The sequence below is a fragment of the Rhizobium sp. Root1334 genome, assembly GCF_001426665.1.
GTDB lineage: Bacteria > Pseudomonadota > Alphaproteobacteria > Rhizobiales > Rhizobiaceae > Pararhizobium.
This window is the reverse complement of the sequence record NZ_LMEY01000009.1, coordinates 19,722-42,919: the sequence shown is the minus strand read 5'-3', so window position 1 is coordinate 42,919 and position 23,198 is coordinate 19,722. Positions and strand designations below refer to the sequence as shown.

The window sequence follows — 23,198 nt, the reverse complement described above, 5'->3', positions numbered from 1 at the left end:
AGATGACGGTTATTATAAACATAATGCCGGTGCAACCGGCATATTGCCGGGTGCATGGTTTGACCACCCGTGCAAATCTGCGGGGCAGACAAGGAACCGCCATGACCGACATGCTGAAGACCACCCCGGATTTTTCCATCGAAGACGCGCAGCGCCTGCTGGCCGAGCACTATAGCCTCGACGGCTCGCTGTCGCCGCTCGACAGCGAGCGCGACCAGAATTTCAAGGTGACGGCCAGCACCGGTGGGATCTACATCCTCAAGATCGTCAATGCCGCCGAACCGCCGGTCGAAAGCGACTTCCAGACAGCGCTTCTGAGCCATGTCGGCGAACACGCGCCCGATCTGCCCGTGCCGCATATCCGCCCGACGGTTTCCGGCGCGAACCTTGGCGAAACAACCAGTGTCCATGGCGTGCGCCACCTGCTGCGCCTCGTCGGCTGGATGCCGGGTACGCCGCTGGCGCAGTCCGGCCGCAGCGAAGAGGCGCTGACGTCACTCGGGCGCCTGCTCGGTCGCTTCGATACCGCCCTGCAGGGCTTCATGCATCCGGGCGCGTTGCGCGATCTCGACTGGAACATTCGCAATGCTGGACGCTCCGCCGGGCGTCTGCAGCATATTGCCAGCGCCGATGACCGCGCACTGCTGGAGCGGTTCCTTGCCCGTTTCGAAACAGCGGTTGAGCCGAAACTGCCAAAACTGCGTTCGACGGTCATTCACAACGATGCCAATGACTGGAACGTGCTGGTTGCTGATGACGATCATGACCGGATCGCCGGTCTGATCGATCTTGGCGACGCGCTCTATGCACCCATCATTGCCGAAGTGGCGATCGCTGCCGCCTATGCCGGGCTCGACCATGCTGATCCGATCGGCGCTGCCGCGGATATCGCGCGGGGTTTCCATGCCGAATATCCGCTGCTCGAAGAGGAAATCGATCTTCTTTTCGACCTCATCGCCATGCGGCTCGTCACCTCCGTGACGATCTCGGCCTCGCGCCACGCCCATACCGGCGGCAATCCCTACCTCGCCATCAGCGAAAAGCCGGCCTGGACGCTGTTGCGCAAGCTTGATGCGATGAACCGGCAGTTCGCCACCGCGATCCTGCGGCAGGCCTGCGGTTTTGAGGCAACGCCCGGCACGCGCGCCGTCACCGCCTGGATCAACGCGAACCGGAAGACGTTTCATTCCTTGCTCTCCCGCCCGGCCGCGACCTATCCCGCCGCGCTCGTCCCCTATGGCGATCCGCAGCATCCGATGACGGTCAAGTCGGCCGGCGAGCAGCCGGATGAGGCGCAGGCGATCTGGGAAGCCTATTGCGCAGTCCATGGCGTCGATCTCGGCATCGGCCCCTGGGGCGAGGCGCGTACCGTCTATTCCGGCGACATGTTCGTATCGCGGCTGATCGAAAACACCCGCCGCATACGCCACCTTGGCCTCGACCTGTTCATGGCTGCAGGCACCAGGCTCTACACGCCGATCGCTGCCACGGTCGTCAGTGTCGAGATCGAGCCGGATCCGCTCGGTTACGGCTGCCTGATTGCGCTCCGCCATGAACCCGAGGGCTGCCCGGCCTTCATCAGCCTCTGGGGCCATCTTGCCCATGAAGCGCTCGGGCGTTTGAAGGCGGGCGACCGCCTGGACGCCGGTGCGCTGGTTGGACAGATGGGTGCTCCTGCGGAAAACGGAGGCTGGGCGCCCCACCTGCATCTGCAACTGTCCATCGACACCCGGCTGTCCGCCACGGAAATCCTCGGCGTCGGCGAAGAGCGTTATCTCGATGTCTGGGCCGAGCTTTTCCCGCATGCCAATGCCTTTGCCGGCATTGCCCCTGAATTTTACGAAAAGACCGGGCGATCGCATGAGGAGATCGTCAAGCTGCGCAAGAAGCTTCTGGTCCCCAACCTATCGATTTCCTACGACAAGCCGATCAAGTTCGTGCGCGGCGACGGCGTCTGGCTGATCGACGACAGCGGCCGCGCCTATCTCGATTGCTTCAACAATGTCTGCCATATCGGCCATGCGCATCCGGCGGTGGTTGAAGCGATGGCGCGGCAGGCGGCGACGCTGAACACCAATACGCGTTACCTTCATGACAATATCGTTGCCTATGCCGAGCGGCTGACCGCGACCCTGCCGAAGGAACTGACCGTCGCCGGGTTCGTCAACAGCGGTTCGGAAGCCAACAGTCTGGCGCTCCGGATGATGCGGGCTCATACCGGCCGCGAAAACGCCATCGTGCTCGACTGGGCCTATCACGGCACGACGCAGGAACTGATCGAGATCAGCCCCTACAAGTTCCGCCGCAAGGGCGGCAAGGAAAAGAAGCCGCATGTCCATGTGGCCGCCGTCCCCGACAGCTACCGCGCCCCCGCCGATTGGGCGATTGAGGAGCACGGCAAGCGCTATGCCGAAAGCGTTGCCGAACTGATCGCTGAGATGCAGGCAAAGGGTGAAGGTCCAGGATTCTTCATCGCCGAGTCGATCCCAAGCGTTGCCGGCCAAGTATTCCTGCCGGAAGGTTACCTCAAGGACGTCTACCGCATAGTGCGCGACGCCGGTGGTGTCTGCATTGCCGACGAGGTTCAGGTCGGCTTCGGCCGGGTGGGCAGGCACTGGTGGGCCTTCGAGGAACAGGGTGTCGTGCCCGACATCGTCACCATGGGCAAGCCGATCGGTGACGGCCATCCGCTGGCGGCTGTCGTAACCAGCCGCGAGATTGCCGATAGCTTCAACAACGGCATGGAATATTTCAACACGTTCGGCGGCAACCCGGTTTCCTGCGCTGTTGGTCTCGCCGTGCTCGACGTGATCGAGGGCCAAGACTTGCGCGGCAATGCGCTGGAGATCGGCAATTACCTAATGGCCGGTTTCCGGGCGATGCAGCAACGTTACGAGGTGATCGGCGACGTGCGCGGCATGGGGCTTTTCCTTGGCATCGAGCTGGTGACCGATCGCAAGACCAAGGCGCCAGCGACGGATTTCGCCCGTGCGGTCTCGAACGGCGCGCGGCAACGCGGCGTGCTGATGGGCACCGAAGGGCCACATGACAACGTGCTGAAAATGCGCCCGCCGATGATCTTCTCGAAACGGGATGCGGACCATCTGCTTTCCGTACTCGAGGAAACTTTCGAGGCGGTCACGGCCCGGGGCTGATAGCCCCGGCAAATACCAGGGAACGAACATGAAAGAGCTTGGCAGCGTTTGGCGCTGCCCGGACGGGATACGTGTGACTAAAAACCGGAGGAGGATACAATTATGAAATCAGCAATCTTCGCATTGTTTGCCGCAGCGACGCTGGCAGGCACGGCAGCGCAGGCAGGCACGCTGGACATTGCCCGCGAACGCGGCGCACTGCGCTGTGGCGTCAGCCAGGGCGTGCTCGGCTTTTCGAGCCCGAACGACAAGGGTGAATGGGCAGGCTTCGACGTCGATTTCTGCCGCGCGGTTGCGGCAGCGACGCTCGGTGATTCCAGCAAGGTGCAGTATGTGCCGCTATCGACCAAGGAGCGTTTCGCTGCCCTGCAATCGGGCGAAGTCGATCTTCTGTCGCGGCAAACCACCTGGACACTGTCGCGCGACACCGATCTTGGCATGAGCTTCGTCGGCGCCAACTATTATGACGGCCAGGCCTTCATGATCCGCAAGGATCTCGGCGTAAAGAGCGCCAAGGAACTGTCGGGCGCTTCGGTCTGCACCGAGACCGGCACCACCACCGAACAGAACATGGCTGACTATTTCAGCGCCAACAGCATCCAATACAATGTGATCGCCTTCGAAAAGCCCGATCAGACTGTGCAGGCTTTCGGAACGGGCCGTTGCGACGTCTATTCAACGGATGCTTCGGCACTTTACGCCCAGCGTCTGACGCTGACCGATCCCGACAACTACATGGTGCTGCCCGAGGTCATCTCCAAGGAGCCGCTCGGACCGGCCGTTCGCCAAGGCGACGAGCAGTGGTTCAAGATCGTTCGCTGGACCCTGTTTGCGATGATTGAGGCGGAAGAACTCGGTATCACCAAGGAAAATGCAGCCAAGACCGCTGAAGACGGCACTGTGGCGCAGAAGCGCTTCCTCGGTGCAGACGGCGCGATTTCGAAGAATTTTGGCCTCGATCCGAAATGGGCTTTCCAGGCGATCTCCGCCGTTGGCAACTATGGCGAAGTGTTCGAGCGGCATCTCGGCAAGGACAGTCCGCTGAAGATCGAGCGCGGCCTGAACAATCTCTGGAACAATGGCGGCCTCGTCTACGCTCCGCCGCTGCGCTGATCGTAACGCCTAAATTGTCTCAGCCGTCGCGAGGTCATGCTTCGCGGCGGTTTTTTTGTGTTTGCATGAAGACGAGGAAAGACAGGCCCAGAATCGAAAAAGCCTGCCGCGGGAGGAGGTGCGGCAGGCTTTCGAATAGAACCGAATGGCAACTGGGAGGAGGAGTGTTGCCATTCCGCAAGCGCCCTCTGGGAGGAGGAGTGAGGTCGCTTACATATCGAAGCTCTGCGGGAGGAGGTGCATTGCTTCGATGGTTTTAATATACATTGATTCAGCTTAAATTGTAGGCAGAGTTTTGCAGGGCAGCCATGCGCTATGCGCGTAGCAGATGGCTCGCTGCACTCTAAATCGTTTCAATACGACTCCCCTGCCCTCGGCCTGCATTGCAGGATGTGGCGCACGCAACGCCAGCTGCCAGCATTCTTCACCCTGGGGAAGATTATTCCGCTGCGATCGCGGCCGGATATGCTACAGTCTCCTCCACTTCACTGCCTGCCGGCTCCGGCTCAGAAACCTTGCTCTTCGGCTGCTTGCCGAAGAATAGCGCATAGCCGGCCGGAAGGACGAGGATGGTCAGCACGGTTGCCACCAGGATGCCGCCCATCATCGCATAGGCGAGCGGCCCCCAGAAAACGCCGCGTGAGATCGGGATCAGCGCCAGCACCGCCGTCATCGCCGTCAGCACGATCGGCCGGAAGCGTCGCACGGCCGAACCGACGATCGCTTCCGTCCGTTCCATGCCAGCCGCAATATCCTGGTCGATCTGGTCGACGAGGATGATCGAGTTGCGCATGATGATACCGAGCAGCGCGATGACGCCGAGGATGGCGACGAAACCGAACGGCGCGCCGCTGATGAGCAATGCAGCGGCCGCACCGATGATGCCGAGCGGGCCGGTTGCCAGAACCAGCATCGCCTTGCCGAAATGCTGCAGCTGGATCATCAGAAGCACGACGATGACGGCCAGCATGACCGGCGCCTTGTCGGCGATCGACTGCTGGCTTTCGGCTGCATCCTCTGCACCGCCCTGGATCTCGACGGAGTAACCGGGCGCAAGGCTGTCGCGCAGCGGCTTCAAGTCCGCATACATCTTCATGGCGACATCGTTTGGCTGCACGCCATCGGGAAGCGTGCCGCGCACGGTAATCGTCGGCAGGCGGTTGCGACGCCACTCGACACCCTGTTCGAGAACAGGCACGACCTTGGCGACCTGCGCCAGCGGCACGTAACTGCCGAAATCGGTTGGAACATAGATCGAGTGCACGGCCGTCAGCAGATGGCGGCTGCTTTCCTGCTCGCGGGCAACGATAGAGACCGTTTCCTCGCCGTCACGGAAATCGTCGAGCGGCGCGCCGCTCATCGTCGCCTGCAGCATCTGGCGGATGCGCTGCGAGGAGACGCCGAGCGCACGGGCGCGGTCCTGATCGATCACCAGCTTCATCGCCGGAACCGGCTCCAGCCAATCGTCGTGGATGGCGCCAAGCTCAGGGTTTTCGGCAAACTTCGCCTTCACCTGATCGGCGATCCGGCGAACCTCGGCGCGGTCCTGCCCGGTGACGCGCATCTGGACAGGCCAGCCGGTCGGGGGCCCAAGGAACAGGCGGTCGACCTTGCTGCGGATCGCCGGAAAATCCTCGGCCAGAATGGTCCGCAGCTTGACGATCAGCCGTTCACGGGCCGGCTCGTCATTGGCCATGACAAGCAGCTGGGCGAAATTCGGATTGCGCAGCTGCTGATCGAGCGGCAGGAAGAAGCGCGGCGCACCCTCGCCGATATAGGTGGCGATAAATTTCTTGTCGCTGTCGTCCATGATCCTGGCTTCCAGCACCTTGGCCTGGGTTTCGACTTCCTTGATGCTGGTGCCTTCCGGCAGCCAGAGATCGACAAGAATTTCAGGGCGCGACGACTGCGGGAAGAAGTTCTTCGGAATGAACTGGAACGCCCAGAGGCTTATCATGAAGGTGACGAGCGTCAGGGACAGAACGATGATGCGGTGGCGCACCGCCCAGCCAACGGTTGCGCGCAGGCGGCGATAGAAGCGCGTATCGAAGACATCGTGATGCTCTCCGGCATGGGCGCGCTGCTTGAGGATCATATAGCCAAGCCAGGGCGTGAAATAGACCGCCACGAACCAGGAAACGACCAGCGCAATGCCGACGACGTAGAACAACGAGCGGACATATTCACCGGCCGTCGAAGCTGCAAAGCCGACGGGAATGAAGCCTGCCGTGGTGATCAGTGTGCCGGTCAGCATCGGAAATGCGGTCGAGGAATAGGCAAAGCTGGCGGCATCGAGCTTGTCGAGCCCCTCTTCCAGTTTGCGCTCCATCAGTTCGACGACGATCATCGCATCATCAACCAGAAGCCCGAGCGCAATGATCAGCGCGCCCAGCGAAATACGCTGCAGGTCGATGCCGAGCTCATACATGATGGCGAAGGTGGCGGCGAGAACGAGCGGAATGGCGATGGCAATCAACAGGCCCGAGCGCCAGCCGATCGACAGGAAGGAGACGACCAGCACGATCACCAGCGCTTCGCCGAGCGCCTTCATGAATTCACCGACGGCCTCGGTGACCACTTCCGGCTGGTCGGCAATCTGGTCGACCTTCACACCATAGGGAAGTGCTGTTTCAAACCGCTTGTAGGTTTCCTCGACGGCTGCGCCGACATCGGTCACCTTGTAGCCCTTGGCCATGACCACGCCGATCTGGACGCTGTCTTCGCCGTTGAAACGGTATTTGCGCTGATAAGGGTCTTCCAGACCTGAGGAGACCGTGGCGATATCGCCGAGCCGCGTAACCTCATTACCGGAGCGCAGCCGCAGTTCGCGGATATCGGACGGCTGGGTTACCCCACCCTCGACCGAGATCCGCACGGAGCGCGTGCCGGTATCGACGGAGCCCGCCGGTTCGACATTGTTTTGCCCCTTGATAGCGTTCTGCACATCGGCCAGCGTCAGCCCGCGCGATGCCAATACGGCAGACGAGATGTCGATGTAGATCTTCTGCGGCTGATCGCCGATAATCACGGCCTTTTCGACACCCGGGGTCGTCAGCAGCATGTCGCGCGCCTGGATGGCGAACTTCTTCAGCTCCGGATAGCTGTAGCCCTCGCCGCTCAGCGAATGCAGGGTGACGAAGGTGTCGCCGAACTCGTCGTTGAAGTAGGGGCCGAGCAGGCCCTGCGGCAATTCATTGGCGATATCGCCAACCTTTTTTCGTACCTGATAGAAAGCATCGGCCACCTCAGCTGCATTGGTATCCCCCTTAACCTGCAGGGTGATGATGGCACTGCCGGCGCGGGTATAAGAGCGGACGAAATCGAGATGCGGGGTTTCCTGCAGCTTGCGCTCGATCTTGTTGACGACCTGATCCTCCATGTCCTGGATCGACGCGCCCGGCCAGATGGCCTGCACGACCATGACGCGGAAGGTGAAATCTGGATCTTCCTTCTGGCCCATGCGCATCAGGCCAAGAACGCCTGTGATCAGGATGAGGCCGAAAAGGAAGCGGGCGATGCTCGGATGGCCGATTGCCCAGCGCGACAGGTTGAAGGACTGCTTGTGGTCGGAGGAGGTCATCGGCGTTATTCCGCTTTCGATGGATCTGGGTCAGCGCACGAGTTGCGTGTGTTCTGTGGCGGCCGATTGCTGCGCGACGTCGTCGCCGACCTTCACTTTCAGGCCTTCGGTCATGAACTGCGTGCCTGCGGCGACCACGACATCGCCGGGCTTCAATCCCTCGGCAATCCGCACACCGTCGCCGGTAAAATCGGCAACCTCGACCGGGCGGGAATGCACGGTCTCGGCGGTGCGATCGACGGTCCAGACGATCGGTTCGCCCCCCTTCCTCGCAAGCGCGCTTAGAGGGATGGTGACGAACTGCTGGACGTTGGAAGCGGCGGCAATGATGCCGGCGGTCATGCCGAGAAGCACGTTTTGATCATTCGGCAGGCTGATACGCACGGCAAATGTCCGTGACTGTGGCTCGGCGCTGCCGGCCACCTCCCGCACCTTGCCCTGCAGCATCAAGGAGGCATCCGACCAGAAGCCGACTGTCACGGTCTTGCCGGGCTTGAACTGGGCGATATCCGTCTCAGGTATGGCGACCAGCACTTCCTTTTCGCCATCGACAGCGACACTGACAACAGGTGTTCCCGAGCCGACGACCTGGCCGATATCGGCACTGACAGTGGTAACAATGCCGTTCTGGTCGGACTTCAGGTTGGTATAGCTGACCTGGTTTTTCGCTTGGTCGAGCGCCGAGCGGGCCGAGTCACGCGTGGCGACGGCCTGATTGTAGCTGAGCGTTGTCTGTTCGAGCTGCGATTTCGGCGAAACATTCTTGGCAAACAGCTGTTCGGCACGCACCCGCGCCAGTTCCGCCGTCTCGACCTGCCGCTCAGTGGCATCAAGGCTTGCTTTCGCACTGGTCAGAGCAAGCTCGTAGTCGGACGGGTCAATACGGGCGAGCAGATCGCCCGATTTGACCCGCTGGCCGATATCGACGAGGCGTTCAGTGATCTTGCCGTTGACGCGGAAGCCGAGGTTCATTTCGGTGCGGGCGCGCACCGTGCCGGAATAGCTGAGCGTGCGCGACGTATCGATGGCGGCGATCTCGACCACTTTCACCGGGCGCACGATCTGCCTGGTCTCGGCTTTTTCTTCAGAACAGCCGGACAGGGCCAGCACTGCGGCCGACACGATCGAAATGGCAGACAGGCGAATATAGGTATTGCTCGGCGAAAGCATGTTCGCACTCCTGATCAAAAATGAAGCGTGGGAGCGGGCCTTGGCGGCCGCGTTCATCTCAAGGCATTAATTGCAAATTCGGTAATTTCGTCGGGCGTCGCCCGGTTTGGCTTGGAGAGACATTGCGCCACCATTTGCGGATGGCACATGACCACCGTGGCGGCCCCGAAGGACCGGGCGGCAACCGCAGGATCCTGTTCGGCAAATTCGCCGGCGGCGATACCCTGGCGGATGATCTCTTCCAGCAGTTCGTGCATACGGTCGATGTGTTTTTCGATCACGTGCCAGTCTCGCTCAATGGCGACGACGACCATCTCGTGCACCTTTTCATGATCGAGCATCGCGGTGACGATCAGCTGATACTCGGCATACAGGTAGCGGCGCAGACGGTCCGCCGCGCTGATCGGCAATTGCGAGATTTCATAGGCTTGCTGATAACTACCAGCGAGCATGCGGCCGCAGATCGCCTGATGGATTTCGGTTTTCGAGGCAAAGAAGCGATAGATGTTGGCCGGCGACATGCCGAGATCGCGCGCAATATCGGCGACGTTGGTCTTGGCGTAGCCATAGTGCCTAAACAGCCGTTCCGCCGCCTCCAGAATCCGCGTTATATTTTCCTGCCGCGCAATATCCGGACTATCCGTGTTGCCGTCCATAATGAAACACTTTCGAATTACGAATGATGAATTTAGATTTTCGTCAGTCGTAATTCGAAATGTGGCCACTGTCAACTGCAGCGCTTTAACTCTCCATCAAAGACGCCGCCGCTTGCAGGTTCCGATTATCCCTTAAGTGTGCGACCAGAAAGTCCACGAAAGCCCGCGTCTTGGCCGAGATGTGGCGGCCCTCAGCGTGCATCACATGGATGGGAATAGGCGGTTCCTCATAGTCGGCCAGCACTATATTGAGCCTTCTGTCACTCACCGCCGATGCCACCTGATAGGACAGCGCGCTGGTCAGGCCCCAACCGCTGAGCGCGGCAGAGATCGAGGCATCCACGGTGTTGCAGAACAATCGCGGACGCAGCGTCACGCGGCTCTTTTCCCCGTCCACGAAACGCCAGTCCTGCGGCGCGGACGAACCGGTATTGGCGATGATGGTGTGCCCCGCGAGGTCGGCGGGAACCTGTGGCACCGGGTGATCCTTAAAATAAGACGGAGCGCCGCAGACGACCCGCCGCACGCTGCCGACCTTGATGGCGTGGTATCCTGAATCCGGCAATTGCCCGATGCGTAATGCAACATCAATGCCCTCTTCCAACAGATTGACGACGCGGTCGAGCAGAAGGGCGCGTCCGTTGACGGCCGGATGCAGGGTCAGAAACGATGTCATGACTGGCATGACATAGATTTGGCCGAAGAGGACAGGTGCCGTGACCGTCAGCAGGCCGGAGGGCGTCGCATGCGAGCCCCCAGCCGAAGCTTCGGCCTCATCGATATCGGCAAGGATACGGCGGCAATCCTCGACATAGCGGCTGCCGGGCGCGGTCAGCTTCACCGATCGCGTTGAGCGCAGAAAGAGCCGCGCACCCGTCAGGTCTTCGAGATAGGCAATGGCCCGGGTGACGGCCGGAGGGCTCATGTTGAGCACACGCGCAGCCTGCGCGAAGCTGCCCGTATCGGCAACCTTTACCAGAACCCGCATGGATTGAAGTCTGTCCACTGCCATCTCCGCCTGATTATTCCACAAACTGGAATGATATCTTGTCTTTTATCGTACTTCTGTTGCTGTGAGGAAATAACCATCTTGCTCCGGGGCGATCAACGCCACTTGGAGAGCAACGATGAAACTTTACTATCACCCTTTGTCCGGCCACGCGCATCGCGCCCGGCTGTTCCTCTCGCTGCTTGGGCTTGATGTGGAGCTGGTCGAAGTCGATCTTGCTGCCCGTGCCCACAAGGCTCCGGACTTCCTCAAACTCAATCCGTTCGGACAACTGCCGGTGCTGGACGATGAAGGTACTATCATCCCCGATTCCAATGCCATCCTTGTCTATCTCGCCAAGAAGAACGGAGCGAAGAACTGGTTGCCGGAAGATCCGGCAAGGGCTGCCTCCGTGCAACGCTGGCTGTCGGTAGCCGCTGGCGAAATTGCCTATGGCCCCGGTGCCGCACGGCTTGTCACCGTCTTCGGTGCCCCCTTCAATGCCGACGAGGTCATTGCACGCGCCCACGTCATCCTGCAGCGCATCGAGGCCGCTCTTGAGGGCCGCCAATGGATTGCTGGCGGTCATCCGACTATCGCCGATGTCGCGCTTTACAGCTACATCGACCGCGCGCCGGAGGGCAATGTCGATCGGGGCGCCTACGCCAACGTCAATGCTTGGCTAAGGCGCATAGAAGCGCTTCCTGGCTTTGTTGCCTTCCAGAAGACCGCAATCGGTATTCCGGAGGCTGCCTGAACAGGCCTCCGGATTTCCCGGCGGTTTACCGGCCAGATATCAAAGGATCAACAGATGTTCGCTCTTCACACGACAGATCAGCCGTCACCCTGGCATGCGGGCGAACGGGTGCTGCAAGATCAGGCAGGTGTTGGCGAGCGTATGGAAGAGCTCGGCCGGCGGGTGCTGCGCGATCATCTGATCGACCAGCACCGCGCCTTCTATCCGCAACTGCCGTTCATCGTGCTCGGCACGGTGGATAGCGAAGGAGATGTGTGGGCGACAATACGGGCGGCCAATCCGGGCTTTCTGCAAAGCCCAGACCCGTACACACTGAACGTCCGCCTGGACCGTGAGCACGACGATCCGGCGAACACCGGAATGGATGACGGGGCAGCGATCGGCATGCTCGGTATCGAACTGCACACCCGCCGCCGCAACCGGCTGAACGGAATCATCCACCGGTCCGGGCCGCTTGGGTTCGATGTGGACGTCGACCAGTCCTATGGCAACTGTCCGAAATACATTCAGCTGCGTGACTACCGCTTCGTTCGCGATCCTGCGCAAAGCTCTGCCGTCAAGCCCATCGTATTGAATGCGTTCGACGCCGGCGCCCGGCAGATGATTGCGGCAGCCGACACGTTTTTCGTCGCGACCTATGCGGCGTTTGAAAACGGTGAGCGGCAGGCGGATGTCTCGCACCGTGGCGGAAAGCCCGGCTTTGTCCGGGTTGGCAGCGACGGCGTACTGACCATCCCGGATTTTGCCGGCAACCTGTTCTTCAACACACTCGGCAATATCCTCGCCAATGGAAAGGCTGGTCTGGTTTTCGCTGATTTCGAGACCGGCGATTTGTTGCAGCTGTCCGGCGATGCTCATGTCATTGTGGATTCGCCCGAAATTGCGGCATTCGAGGGTGCCGAGCGCCTATGGCGCTTTACGCCGCGCCGCATCAGCCGGCGGCCGGACGCGCTGCCGCTGCGCTGGGCCTCCCATGACGAAAGCCAATCACCGAGCTTGCGGATGACCGGCAGCTGGGAGGAGGCTGAAAGCCGTTTGAGCAATTCGGCAGTGTGACGCACCGGCGCGGAACACCGTTTCCCGGGCGAATCCGCTGATTTTCGCTGGCGTGTGCAACCCGGCAGGAACTTCCGTTGCTGCCGGGACTTTAGGACGTGGCGCGACCTTATGGAGGAAACCATGTCCGAAAAACCCAGTCTCTTTTCAAGATTTTCCGGCGGGGTCGCACAACTGACCGGCAAACCCGCAACCTTCGTGATTGCCGTGGCGGGTATCGTTATCTGGGCGGTCACCGGCCCGCTGTTCGGCTTCTCGGAAACCTGGCAGCTGGTGGTCAACACGGGCACGACGATCATCACCTTCCTGATGGTTTTTGTGCTGCAAAATTCGCAGAACCGCGACGGCAAGGCCGTTCAGGCAAAGCTCGACGAACTGATTCTCACCAGCGAAGCCGAAAACCGTTTCATGGGCATCGAACATCTCGACGAGAAAGAACTCAGGCGTTTGACCGAGCTTTTAAGGCAAGCGGCCGAAAGTGATCCGGACCATGCGCTTGCCGGAAAGGTCGACCATATTATCCGGGACCGGCATACGAAGCTGAAGAAGAAAGTGTGATCGGTTTGCCATTTCGAATGCGCACCCGGCAGTTGGGGCATAAATGAGCGCGAAAAGCGTGGTATATGTTGGTATGGAGGAGATACCGATGAGCCGCGCATTCACCAAGGAAATCGACGACGCCCCGCCGCCGCCCGTTCCAGAACGATCCATCAGCACGGCTCGCAACCTCGTCACGCCCAACGGTGCCCGGCAGATCGAACAGATGGTTGCGGCGCTTATGCAGCAGACAGCGGCAACCAGCGACAGCGAGTTACGCGCTGCCCTCAAGCGCGATCTGCGCTATTGGGAGGCGCGCCGGGCCAGCATGGAGGTCATGGAGCCCCTCTCCGAGCCGGGAACGGTTAAGTTTGGAACGCATGTCTCCATCGGGCGCGGTGGGGCGGTCAAAGATATCCGCATTGTCGGAGAGGACGAGGCGGATCCATCAGCCGGGGCAATCGCATGGACATCGCCACTTGCCCGCGCACTCGAAGATGCCGCACCGGGCGACACGGTGGAGTTCGCAGTGGCGGACCGCGAAGAGGAGATCGTCGTTCTTTCCGTTGCCGGAATGAACTAGACCCGGCAGCGCCAGCCCTGCACATGACCATCATTTCATTGATCTCGCCGACAAATCACGGCAAGACCGTGCAGAGGATGATGTGAGGACATGATTTGGAGACCGCGCTCTATCTGCCGATCAAGGGCTTTCTCGAAGCCGCTGGCTACAGCGTCAAAGGCGAGATCGCCGGGTGTGACCTAGTAGGATTGAGCCCGGACGAGCCGCCGGTGGTGGTCATCTGCGAACTCAAGCTGAGCTTCAATCTGGAACTGATGCTGCAGGCCGTAGACAGGGCTGCGGCCAGTGATGAAGTGTGGATCGCAGCGCGTGTCTCGGCCAAGGGCAAGGGCCGCGAAAGCGATGGCCGCTACCGCAATCTCTGCCGGCGGCTTGGATTCGGCATGCTCAGCGTTGCCGACAACGGCACGGTCGATGTTATCGTCAGCCCGCAGGCGCTGATGCCGCGCAAGAATCCCCGCAAACGATCCCGCCTTGTCACCGAACACAAGAAGCGCAAGGGCGACCCGGCCCTTGGCGGCAGCACCCGCTCGCCGATCATGACGGCCTACCGGCAACAGGCGCTGGCCTGCGCCGCAGCGCTCCAAGCCGGCCCTTTGCGGCCAAGGGACCTGAAGGCAATCACCCCCTCGGCAGCAACGATCCTGCGCGGCAATGTCTATGGCTGGTTCGAGCGCATCGACCACGGCGTCTATGGCCTGACGGCCACCGGGGCTGAAGCACTGATCCGCTGGCCGGTTGCTGCGGCGACTAACGAAGACGCAGCAACCGCGGCAATTTAGAGCATTGCGCGGGAAACCGTACGCAGCATCGAAACGATGGCCTGGTCCAGTTCAGCGTCGACAGGCAATGTCTGCGACGACAATTTAACAATCACGGTCGCGGTTGCCGGATCGACCCAGATCCACTGGCCGTGAATGCCGATGGCGGCAAGCTCGCCCTGTCCGGTCTCGTACCAGTAGTTGCGGTAACTACCGCCCGGAAACAGGCTTGCCTGATCGCCATTCTTCCACGCATCCCGGCTGCCACCGGTCCATAGATCGTCAACGAATGCCGCCGGGAGCAGGCCAGCACCTTTCTGGCAGACAAGTTCGCCAGTCAAGGCAAGATCCCGCGCCGTTGCCGACATGCCGCCCGCGGCACGCGCCGTGCCGGCGCGATCAACCGTGATCATCGCATTCGAACCGGCACCCATCGGCTGCCACAGGTGCTCGCTCAGCAGGTCCGCCAGCCGGCCATTCGCGGCCCGTTCCAGCACGATGCCGGCAAGGTCGGTATCGGGGGAGCGATAGGCATGCTTTTCGCCATGTTGCCAGCCACCCTTGCCGATGCTGCAGATGAAACCCAGCAAATCAGGTGCGGGGCTCTCTGGACGGTCGGGGTTCCAACCGGTCGCCCGCCGGTAACGGTCGAACCCGCCGGATGTATCGAGATAGTCCTCGACAAAATCGACGCTGATCTCCATGTCGAACAATTGCTGCACCGTCGCATCCGCATAGGCTGACCCGGCGACTTCGGGGACATAGTCAATCACCAGCTTTTCGAAGGAGAGCAACCCCTTGCCTGCCAGAATCCCGGCAAGCAGCGCCGTCAGGGATTTCGACACGGAAAAGATGATGTGCGGACGGGAGGGGCTGGAATGATCCGCCGACCATTCGGCAATGATCCGTCCGTCGCGCATCACCAAAAATTCGTCGGTCTCGCTCGCGGTCAAAAACGCCTTGAGCGATTGCGGCGTGCCATCGGCTGCCGCGACCTGCAGATCTTCGAAAGCGGCGAGATCAAGGCAAGCCCCGTTTTCGCCCGGGCCCTTGGCCCTGATGACGGCCGAAGGAACGACCTCGCTGACATTCTGGAAGGCCCATTTTGAAAAGGGGGCTGTCCGCCAGTTGCTAAGCCTGACGTCCGAGCGTCTGAACTCCGTCATGTCCTGTCTCCTCCATCGGCGGTCGCCAGCACGCCGTAAAGTTCCGGGCGGCGATCACGGAAAATGCCCCAGGCTGCGCGATTATCGGCAAGCTGCTGCCGGTCGAAACGGGCGATCAGCACCTCTTCACCATCACGCCCGGCGCTCGCAGCTAGCTGGCCGTCGGGACCGGCGATGAATGATGAGCCGTAATAAGATTGCGACTGGCCGCTAATCGTTTCCGCGCCGATGCGGTTGGCGGCGGCGACCGGCATCATGTTGGCAGCCGCGTGGCCGCGCATCACCATGCGCCAGTGTTCCATCGTATCGAGATCGGGCCGCGCCGGTTCCGAACCGATGGCGGTCGGATAAAGGATGAGTTCGGCGCCCATCAGCGCCATTGCACGAGCAGCTTCCGGAAACCACTGGTCCCAGCAGATGCCGACGCCGATCACACCGAAACGCGTCGGCCAGACCTTGAAACCGGTATCGCCCGGACGGAAATAGAATTTTTCGCTATAGCCCGGACCGTCGGGGATATGGGATTTCCGGTAGATTCCGAGGATGTCACCGCTGGCATCGATCATGGCGACGCTGTTGTAGAAGGCCTGGTTTTTCTTCTCGAAGAAGGACACCGGCAAGACGATGCCAAGTTCGCGCGCCAAAGCCAGCATCGGCGCAATGACCGGATGGCAGGCCAGCGGATGCGCCCGGGCAAAATGAACGGGATCCTGCGTCTGGCAGAAATACAGGCCTTCAAACAGCTCCTGGACCAGCACGATATTGGCGCCAACGCTCTCCGCCTGCCGGATCAGCCGGGTGGCGGTGGCGAGATTTTCCGCAAGATCATCCGTGCAGGCGAACTGGACGACGCCCAGGGTCACAACCGGATTTGATGTCACGATCAATTGCCCTCGAAGCCGGTCAGCACGCTGACAGCGTTGACACCGATTTCGGCGACGGCATAGCCGCCTTCCATGACGAACAATGTCGGCAGGTTCAGCCGGGCGATCCGCTCGCCGATCTTCGGAAAATCCTCGGTCTTCAGCTTGAACTGGCTGATTGGGTCCTTCTCGAATGTATCGACACCGAGCGAGATCACCACGACGTCCGGATTGTAGGCAACCAGCTTGGCGCAGGCATCTTCCAGCGCCTGGCACCAGCGGTCCCAATCCGTACCGAAACGCATGGGGTAGTTGAGATTGTAGCCCTCGCCCTCGCCTTTTCCACGTTCATCGGCATGGCCTAGGAAATAGGGATATTCCTGCTTCGGATCGGCATGCAGATTGATCACCTGCACGTCGGAGCGGGAATAGAAGATTTCCTGTGTGCCGTTGCCATGGTGATAATCGACATCGAGGATCGAGACGCGCTTGGCACCGTTGTCGCGAAACGATTGCGCCGCCACCGCAGCGTTGTTGATATAGCAATAACCGCCCATGAAGCCGGCGCCGGCGTGATGGCCGGGCGGGCGGCAGAGCGCGAAGGCAGAGCGTTCGCCGTCCTGGACAAGGCCAGCCGCCGTCAGCGCCACGTCATGCGAGGATTTGATGGCGTCCCACGAGCCTTCGACGATGCCGCAGCCGGCATCGAAGGAATAATAGCCCAGCAGCCCGTCGATGAATTCCGGCGGCACGTCGCCACGCAGGCCGCGTGTCGGCCAGGTGAAGGGAAGCGCAGTGCCGGTGCGTCCTTCCGCCGTCCAGCGATCCCAGATCGTCGGCAGGAAATCGAGATAATCCTTGCGATGGATGCGCGCAGCCGTCGTCAGGTCGTGCTCCTGCGGCGGCAGGATCGGCCCCAGCCCGACTGTCTTGATCCGCCCCGAGACGTACTCGGCGCGCGAAGTCAGTTCAAAACCGGGAACGATGGCACCAGCCACCAGTTCAAGCTGGTTGGCATGGCCGAGATGGCGGGGCGAGAAGACGGTTTTCATGGAAACATCCAGCGTCAGGAAATGAAAACGCACCCCACTGCGACCAGCGGGGTGCGGTTGGAACGGGTTACTTCTGCAGCTCGGTCCAGATCTTGGTGTAGAGCTCCTGAACTTCCGGCGGGCAGGTCTGCGAAGGGACGCCGACCGAGGCAAACTCGGCCGGGATGTCGATTTCAGGTGCGCCCTTCATGTCAGCCGGCATGAATTCGCCCGAGCCGGCGATACCATTCGCATAACGATGGAAGCCGGAATTCATGCCGGCATTGGCCGGATCCATCATGAAATTCTGGAAGAGCTTGGCATTTTCGACGTTCTTGGCATCTTTGAGAACAGCGAGATTGTCGCTCCAGTTGACGTAGCCTTCCTTCGGATAGCCGAATTTGATCGCAGGGTTCGCCAGACGCTGACGGAAGGCAGAACCGTTCCAGTCGCTGGAGGCGGCAAAATCGCCCGATCCCATCTTCTGGATCGTGCCGTATTCCATCGCTACCCAGTTCGGCTTGGCGGCGACAAGCGTGTCACGAACCTTCTTGAGGATGGCGAGATCGCCCGTGCACTTCTTGCCGCCGTTATAGAGCACGGCCGCGTCGATGACGTCGGTCATTTCCGGAACGACGTTGACCTTGCCCTTCAGCTCGTCCGGCGTGTTGAAGATGATGCCCCAGGTGTTGATGTCACCCTTGTAGACGTCGGTGTTGACGACGGTACCGACGATGCCCATCGCCCACGGAACGGTATATTTGCGGCCCGGATCGAACTCGGGATTCTGCCATTCCTTGGCAACGTGGCTGAAATTCTCCATTTTGCCCGGGTCGGTCTCGAGGAAAAGACCCTCCGAAATCCAGATCGGAATATAGTTCTGCGACGGCACGACCATGTCGAAGCCGGAGCCACCCTGGCGGACCTTGGCGAGCGCCGTGTCGTTGGAATCATAGTCGGTGATCGTTACCTTGACCTTGTACTGGTCTTCGAATTTCTTGATCATCTCGGGGCTGGTATAGTTGCCCCAGTTGTAGATGTTGAGTTCACCTTCTGCCCGGGCAAGGCCTGTCGTGGCGAAAAGCGCGGCCGTTGCGGCCATGATCGTGGTGATCCGTTTCATGATGCTGTTCCCTTTTCCCTCTTGTTAGACACGTTTTCTATTGACGATGAAGAAGACGGTGACGACACCGATCGACAGGAGCAGGAACAGCGTCGAGATCGCGTTCATTTCCGGCGTAATCGAGCGGCGGATCTGGCCGAGCATGTAGGTCGGAAGCGTATCCTGGCCGGCCGATTTGACGAATTCGGTAATGACCACATCATCCAGCGAAATCACGAAGGCCAGCATGAAGCCGGCAAGGATGCCCGGCCAAAGCAATGGCAGGGTGACGTAGCGGAAGGCGTTCCATGGCGTTGCATAGAGATCGGCCGCGGCCTTCTCCAGCGTCAGATCCATATTCTCCAGCCGCGCCCGGATCGGCAGATAGGCAAACGGAATGCAGAACGCCGTATGGGCGGCAATCAGGTAGCCGAGGCCGGAATATCCGGTCCAGATCTTGATGCGGGCAAAGAAGATCAGAAGCGCAACCGCCGTGACGATTTCAGGGATCATCAGCGGCTGGTTGATGAAGGCATATTTCAGGGTCAGGCCGCGATAGGGCTCCGTGCGCGTCGTCGCCAGCGCCGCCATGGTGGCCGCGATCGTTGCAACGACCGCCGCAACCGAGGCGATCTGTAGCGACCGGATGGACGCGTCGATCACCTGCTGGTTCTGGAACGCCTTGGCGAACCAGCGCAGCGAAATCCCATCGAAGGAGGCAAGGGATTCGCCCGCGTTGAACGAATAGAAAACCAGAACACCGATCGGAAGATAGAGTGCAAAGAAGCAGGCCACGGCAATTGCGGTAAAACCGCGCTGACGGCGGATGGAGAATGCCCTAGCCATGACGGCTCCCTTGCGATCCGGCATTGCGGACATAGACCAGCAGCGCCACCATGACGATCAGCATCAGCGTGATCGACAGCGCCGATCCGAGCGGCCAGTTGCGGCCCTGGCCGAACTGCAGCTCGATCAGGTTTCCGAGCATCATGTTCTTGCCGCCGCCCAGAATGCTGGGCGTGACATAGGCACCGAGGGCGGGGATGAAGACCAGGATGGAGCCGGCGATGATGCCGGGCTTGACCAGCGGGATGATGATTTTCCGCAGCACGCGGAACGGGGTCGCGTAGAGATCATAGCCTGCCTCGACCAGGCGGAAATCCAGTTTTTCCATGCTGGCATAGAGTGGCAGCACCATCAGCGGCAAATAGACATAGACCATGCCGGTCAGGATCGCGCCGTCGGTGAACAGCATCTGGATCGGCTTTGCAATCAGGCCGGTTTTTATCAGCAGGCCGTTGATCAGTCCCTCGTTGCGGATGACTTCGAGGATGGCGAAGGTACGAATGAGAAGATTGGTCCAGAACGGGATGGTGATCAGGAAGAGCCACAGTTCGCGGGTCTTTTCGGGGCGCGTGGCAATGAAATAGGCCGTCGGAAAACCGACCAGCAAGGTCAGGATGGTGGTGACGAGCGACAAGCCAACGGAGCGCATGAAGATCGAGATATGGGCGCTCGCAAGCGACAACGTCTCGTCGAAGATGTCCTTCTCGAGGAAGACGCCGATCCAGCCTTCGAGCGACGGGGCCCATTGCACGTCGCCATAGGGGCCGGGTGCCAGGAACGAATAAAGGAGAACGATCAGGAGCGGGCCGGTTGCGGCCAGCAGGATGATCAGGAGGGCGGGAAGTGAAAGCAGCCACCGCTTGCGGATGTCCTTGCTTTGCTCTGCCTCGATCGTCCCCGCTGCGTCTGTCATCTCAGTTCCTCAAGACCCTGGCAGCGTTGGCTTCAAGCGCGATGCCAACCCTGTCACCTGCGGAAAACCGGGCGGCCTGCAGGGGCTTGTTCTGCTCTCGCAGCGTAAACACCGTCTCGCCGTCGGATAGGCGGACGTGGTAGTGCGTATCCGTGCCGAAATAGACGACATTTTCAAGCGTGCCGCTCATCTGGCACGCGGCCGGCTGATCGGGCGGGCAGAGCGTTGCATGCTCCGGCCGTAGAACCACGGTCACTTCGCCCTCGGCATGGAAATCCTGTGGCACCGTTGCCGAAATGCGGCCAGCGACCGAAGTGTCGACATCCGCAACGCCGTTCACGACCGAGCCAATCCGGCCTTTCAAAAAATTGGTCTCGCCGATGAAGTCGGCAACGAAGCGATCCGCCGGCGCATCATAAATCTCTCTCGGATTGCCGACCTGCAGGATCTTGCCCGACGACATCACGGCGATGCGATCCGACATGGTCAGCGCTTCTTCCTGGTCATGGGTGACGAAAATGAAGGTGATGCCGGTTTCCGCCTGCAGCCGCTTCAACTCGATCTGCATGTCCTTGCGCAGCTTGTAATCGAGCGCCGACAGCGGCTCGTCGAGCAGCAGAACCTTCGGCTGGGGCGCAAGGGCACGCGCGAGTGCAACACGCTGCTGCTGGCCACCGGAAATCTGGCTCGTGCGGCGGCCGGCAAGCGCTTCCATGCGCACCAGCTTCAGCATGGCATCGACGCGGCTCTTAATTTCCTGCTTCGGTTTACCGAGCATGGTGAGGCCGAAGCCGATATTTTCCGCCACCGTCATATGCGGAAACAGGGCATAGCTTTGGAAAACCGTATTGATCGGCCGCTTGAACGGCGGCATGGCGGCGATGTTCTCGCCGTTTAACAGGATTTCGCCGGATGTCGGATATTCGAACCCGGCAATCAGCCGCAGCAGCGTGGTCTTGCCGCAACCGGAAGGTCCCAGAAGCGTGAAGAACTCGTTCTGGCGGATCGATACCGATGTGTTGTCGACGGCGGCGAACGCAAACTCGCCAAAGCCGAATATCTTAGAAACCTGGCGGATTTCGACCGCGTTCAATTCCGCCATATGCGGCCCACTACCCGTTGCATGAAGCTGTTCCCGCCTTTTCGGCTTTGCGCTAGGTGACCACAGCGGCTTCGCGTTGACAACTGGATTCTTAATATTTTGATCAAAATATTACCGGGTCGAGAAACTGATCCGTCCGCCGCAAATTGTGGTGGTGGGCTTAATCATCTGCAACTCGCTGGGAGCCACAGCCTCGATATCGCCGTTCAACACGACGATATCGGCAAGATACCCTTCCTTAATCCTGCCCTTGCGATCTTCTTTGAACTCCGCGTAGGCGCCTTCGACACAATAGGCATTGAGCGCTTCCATCAGCGAGAAGGATTGATCCGGATCACTCTCTGCCCAGCGTTCCCGCGTGACGGCCGCCTCGATCCCGATGATCGGATCGATCGGCGATACCGGCCAGTCGGAGGCAAAGCAGATATGCGCCCCGGCATCCTTGAGCGTGCGCCAGGCATAGCTGAGCGGCCAGCGATCCCGGCCGATCCGTGATACGGTGGGTTCCAGCGGCACGCCGGCGCAGCCCGGCGGATGCGGCGGCTGCATCGAGGCGATGACACCGAGCTCGGCAAACCGGGCGATGTCGTCGGGATGCACCACTTCAATATGCTCGATCCGGTGGCGGCTGTCACGGGTGCCATTCCGCGCGCGCGCGGCCTCGTAGCCGTCGAGCACCGCCCGCACCGCGCCATCGCCGATCGCGTGAACGGCGATCTGCAGTCCACGCCGATCCGCTTCGACAGCAACCTCCCGGAACGTTTCAGGCGTAAAGAGACCCTCACCGCAATCGCCCGGCTTGTCGGCGTAAGGCTCCACCATCACCGCAGTCCAGCTATCGAGAACGCCGTCATAGAACACCTTGACCACGCCGGATGACAGCCAGTCGCTGTTGAAGCGCCGGGCCAGCTCAGAGGCCTTTTCGAGCATGTCGAGCGACATGAAATTCTTGAAATGGAAGGGGATGATCACCCGGCACGGCAGGCTGCCGTCCTGCTTCTCGATCGCCGCCAGCAGCTGCAGCTGGTAGAGATTGCCGTCCATGTTCTGGATAGTGGTAATACCGTGCCGGGAGCAATAGTCGAGACCGCGCCGCATCACGGCAATATCCTGCGCCCATTCCGCCTCGTTCGGATAGGGATCGGGCTCGCCGCCGGTCGACAGGCCGAGGCGATAGCGATCAAATCCGCCTGCCGCCTGCAACGGACTGAACGCCTCCATCTCGCGCAGTTCCCCGGTCGCGAGGCCATCTGCGCCTACGACCACTTCATTGCCCGGCCCCAGTTCGGCTCCATGCAGCATATCAACCAGTTCGAGCGCCCTTGTATTGGCCCAAGCGGTGTGATGATCGGGCGCAAACAGAACCAGCGGCTGGTGTGCAAGGATCGCATCGAGATGATGGCGCGTCAGCCGTTCCGCGTCGCCAAGGATCGTGTAGTCGGTGCCTTGCGCGAACAATACCTTTTCTTCACTGCGCGTCGCAGCATAAGCCCGCACGGCTTCGGTCAGCGCCGCCAGTCCGCTCACGCCGGCAAGCTGAAGATGATCGAGCTCGGCAGCGCCTGAAAACAGGTGCATATGATTTTCGGAGAAACCCGGTAGCACCGTGCCGCCTGCGGCATCGATCACCTGTGTGGCAGCGCCTCGAAACGGCTCCATCTGCGCTTCTGTGCCAACGGCCAGGATATGGCCGGCGGCCAACGCCACCGCTTCGGCGCGCGGCCTATCCTCATCCAGCGTCAGAACACGAGCATTGAGGATGATGATATCGGCGGTCTGCGTCATGATGCTACTCACTGCTTGCCACAAAGAATGTGCC

General features: G+C 60.6%; 19 protein-coding genes. 7 read left to right on the top strand and 12 right to left on the bottom strand.

Features of this window, described 5'->3' with window-relative positions:
• Positions 1–101 precede the first annotated feature (101 nt).
• Together ASD36_RS12900 and ASD36_RS12895 are read left to right on the top strand one after the other, a co-directional pair.
• Positions 102–3,155 (top strand): aminotransferase class III-fold pyridoxal phosphate-dependent enzyme, encoded by a 3,054-nt coding sequence (locus ASD36_RS12900; RefSeq protein WP_060509120.1) that lies wholly within the window; start codon positions 102–104, stop codon positions 3,153–3,155.
• A gap of 102 nt (positions 3,156–3,257) precedes the next feature.
• Complete coding sequence (locus tag ASD36_RS12895; protein ID WP_060509118.1) at positions 3,258–4,268, top strand: amino acid ABC transporter substrate-binding protein; 1,011 nt, start codon at positions 3,258–3,260, stop codon at positions 4,266–4,268.
• Positions 4,269–4,707: 439 nt separating this feature from the next.
• Here the strand turns inward: ASD36_RS12895 and ASD36_RS12890 are convergent, their stop codons facing one another.
• From ASD36_RS12890 to ASD36_RS12875, 4 genes are all read right to left on the bottom strand, one after another.
• Positions 4,708–7,848, bottom strand: coding sequence for an efflux RND transporter permease subunit (locus ASD36_RS12890; RefSeq protein WP_060509116.1), 3,141 nt, complete (start codon positions 7,846–7,848; stop codon positions 4,708–4,710).
• 30 nt (positions 7,849–7,878) lie between these two features.
• Entirely contained in the window at positions 7,879–9,018 is a 1,140-nt protein-coding gene (locus ASD36_RS12885; protein ID WP_060509310.1) for an efflux RND transporter periplasmic adaptor subunit, read from the bottom strand.
• Between the two features lie 53 nt (positions 9,019–9,071).
• Complete coding sequence (locus ASD36_RS12880; RefSeq protein WP_060506881.1) at positions 9,072–9,674, bottom strand: TetR family transcriptional regulator; 603 nt, start codon at positions 9,672–9,674, stop codon at positions 9,072–9,074.
• Between the two features lie 85 nt (positions 9,675–9,759).
• The gene (locus ASD36_RS12875) at positions 9,760–10,680 is read right to left on the bottom strand and encodes a LysR family transcriptional regulator (RefSeq protein WP_060509309.1); all 921 of its coding nucleotides are present in this window, start codon (positions 10,678–10,680) and stop codon (positions 9,760–9,762) included.
• 121 nt (positions 10,681–10,801) lie between these two features.
• Between ASD36_RS12875 and ASD36_RS12870 the strand changes: the two genes are divergently transcribed.
• The 5 genes from ASD36_RS12870 to ASD36_RS12850 all read left to right on the top strand — a co-directional run bounded on the left by ASD36_RS12870 (position 10,802) and on the right by ASD36_RS12850 (position 14,377).
• Positions 10,802–11,419: a glutathione S-transferase gene (locus ASD36_RS12870; RefSeq protein ID WP_060509114.1), complete on the top strand. Its 618-nt coding sequence runs from the start codon at positions 10,802–10,804 to the stop codon at positions 11,417–11,419.
• Positions 11,420–11,473: 54 nt separating this feature from the next.
• Positions 11,474–12,475 (top strand): pyridoxamine 5'-phosphate oxidase family protein, encoded by a 1,002-nt coding sequence (locus ASD36_RS12865; protein ID WP_060509112.1) that lies wholly within the window; start codon positions 11,474–11,476, stop codon positions 12,473–12,475.
• A gap of 123 nt (positions 12,476–12,598) precedes the next feature.
• Complete coding sequence (locus tag ASD36_RS12860) at positions 12,599–13,033, top strand: low affinity iron permease family protein (protein ID WP_060509110.1); 435 nt, start codon at positions 12,599–12,601, stop codon at positions 13,031–13,033.
• 88 nt (positions 13,034–13,121) lie between these two features.
• Positions 13,122–13,595 (top strand): GreA/GreB family elongation factor, encoded by a 474-nt coding sequence (locus ASD36_RS12855; RefSeq protein WP_060509108.1) that lies wholly within the window; start codon positions 13,122–13,124, stop codon positions 13,593–13,595.
• Positions 13,596–13,690: 95 nt separating this feature from the next.
• The gene (locus ASD36_RS12850) at positions 13,691–14,377 is read left to right on the top strand and encodes a DUF2161 family putative PD-(D/E)XK-type phosphodiesterase (RefSeq protein ID WP_060509106.1); all 687 of its coding nucleotides are present in this window, start codon (positions 13,691–13,693) and stop codon (positions 14,375–14,377) included.
• On the opposite strand, the gene ASD36_RS12845 is transcribed toward ASD36_RS12850, so the two are convergent.
• The 8 genes from ASD36_RS12845 to ASD36_RS12810 form a co-directional block, all read right to left on the bottom strand.
• Positions 14,374–15,522: a serine hydrolase gene (locus ASD36_RS12845; protein ID WP_060509105.1), complete on the bottom strand. Its 1,149-nt coding sequence runs from the start codon at positions 15,520–15,522 to the stop codon at positions 14,374–14,376. The two genes, ASD36_RS12850 and ASD36_RS12845, sit on opposite strands and share 4 nt — an antisense overlap.
• On the bottom strand, positions 15,519–16,403 hold the full coding sequence (gene aguB / locus ASD36_RS12840) for an N-carbamoylputrescine amidase (protein WP_060509102.1): 885 nt from the start codon (positions 16,401–16,403) through the stop codon (positions 15,519–15,521). The genes ASD36_RS12845 and aguB overlap by 4 nt, the downstream gene beginning before the upstream one ends.
• Before the next feature lie 2 nt (positions 16,404–16,405).
• On the bottom strand, positions 16,406–17,437 hold the full coding sequence (locus tag ASD36_RS12835) for a histone deacetylase family protein (protein ID WP_060509100.1): 1,032 nt from the start codon (positions 17,435–17,437) through the stop codon (positions 16,406–16,408).
• Between the two features lie 67 nt (positions 17,438–17,504).
• The gene (locus ASD36_RS12830; RefSeq protein WP_060509098.1) at positions 17,505–18,539 is read right to left on the bottom strand and encodes an extracellular solute-binding protein; all 1,035 of its coding nucleotides are present in this window, start codon (positions 18,537–18,539) and stop codon (positions 17,505–17,507) included.
• 24 nt (positions 18,540–18,563) lie between these two features.
• Positions 18,564–19,364 carry an ABC transporter permease gene (locus ASD36_RS12825; RefSeq protein ID WP_060506892.1) on the bottom strand — a complete coding sequence of 267 codons (801 nt, stop codon included), beginning with the start codon at positions 19,362–19,364 and terminating at the stop codon, positions 18,564–18,566.
• Entirely contained in the window at positions 19,357–20,277 is a 921-nt protein-coding gene (locus tag ASD36_RS12820) for an ABC transporter permease (RefSeq protein ID WP_060506893.1), read from the bottom strand. Before ASD36_RS12820 ends, ASD36_RS12825 begins: the two co-directional genes overlap by 8 nt.
• A 1-nt stretch (position 20,278) precedes the next feature.
• Entirely contained in the window at positions 20,279–21,379 is a 1,101-nt protein-coding gene (locus tag ASD36_RS12815; RefSeq protein WP_060509097.1) for an ABC transporter ATP-binding protein, read from the bottom strand.
• 111 nt (positions 21,380–21,490) lie between these two features.
• Positions 21,491–23,164, bottom strand: coding sequence for an amidohydrolase (locus ASD36_RS12810; RefSeq protein WP_060509095.1), 1,674 nt, complete (start codon positions 23,162–23,164; stop codon positions 21,491–21,493).
• Positions 23,165–23,198: the final 34 nt, after the last annotated feature.

What these genes read in the sequence shown, in the direction of transcription:
- ASD36_RS12900 (WP_060509120.1), top strand. Translation starts at nt 102, where the DNA reads ATGACCGACATGCTGAAGACCACCCCGGATTTTTCCATCGAAGACGCG.
- ASD36_RS12895 (WP_060509118.1), top strand. Translation starts at nt 3,258, where the DNA reads ATGAAATCAGCAATCTTCGCATTGTTTGCCGCAGCGACGCTGGCAGGC.
- ASD36_RS12890 (WP_060509116.1), bottom strand. Translation starts at nt 7,848, where the DNA reads ATGACCTCCTCCGACCACAAGCAGTCCTTCAACCTGTCGCGCTGGGCA.
- ASD36_RS12885 (WP_060509310.1), bottom strand. Translation starts at nt 9,018, where the DNA reads ATGCTTTCGCCGAGCAATACCTATATTCGCCTGTCTGCCATTTCGATC.
- ASD36_RS12880 (WP_060506881.1), bottom strand. Translation starts at nt 9,674, where the DNA reads ATGGACGGCAACACGGATAGTCCGGATATTGCGCGGCAGGAAAATATA.
- ASD36_RS12870 (WP_060509114.1), top strand. Translation starts at nt 10,802, where the DNA reads ATGAAACTTTACTATCACCCTTTGTCCGGCCACGCGCATCGCGCCCGG.
- ASD36_RS12865 (WP_060509112.1), top strand. Translation starts at nt 11,474, where the DNA reads ATGTTCGCTCTTCACACGACAGATCAGCCGTCACCCTGGCATGCGGGC.
- ASD36_RS12860 (WP_060509110.1), top strand. Translation starts at nt 12,599, where the DNA reads ATGTCCGAAAAACCCAGTCTCTTTTCAAGATTTTCCGGCGGGGTCGCA.
- ASD36_RS12855 (WP_060509108.1), top strand. Translation starts at nt 13,122, where the DNA reads ATGAGCCGCGCATTCACCAAGGAAATCGACGACGCCCCGCCGCCGCCC.
- ASD36_RS12845 (WP_060509105.1), bottom strand. Translation starts at nt 15,522, where the DNA reads ATGACGGAGTTCAGACGCTCGGACGTCAGGCTTAGCAACTGGCGGACA.
- ASD36_RS12835 (WP_060509100.1), bottom strand. Translation starts at nt 17,437, where the DNA reads ATGAAAACCGTCTTCTCGCCCCGCCATCTCGGCCATGCCAACCAGCTT.
- ASD36_RS12830 (WP_060509098.1), bottom strand. Translation starts at nt 18,539, where the DNA reads ATGAAACGGATCACCACGATCATGGCCGCAACGGCCGCGCTTTTCGCC.
- ASD36_RS12825 (WP_060506892.1), bottom strand. Translation starts at nt 19,364, where the DNA reads ATGGCTAGGGCATTCTCCATCCGCCGTCAGCGCGGTTTTACCGCAATT.
- ASD36_RS12820 (WP_060506893.1), bottom strand. Translation starts at nt 20,277, where the DNA reads ATGACAGACGCAGCGGGGACGATCGAGGCAGAGCAAAGCAAGGACATC.
- ASD36_RS12815 (WP_060509097.1), bottom strand. Translation starts at nt 21,379, where the DNA reads ATGGCGGAATTGAACGCGGTCGAAATCCGCCAGGTTTCTAAGATATTC.
- ASD36_RS12810 (WP_060509095.1), bottom strand. Translation starts at nt 23,164, where the DNA reads ATGACGCAGACCGCCGATATCATCATCCTCAATGCTCGTGTTCTGACG.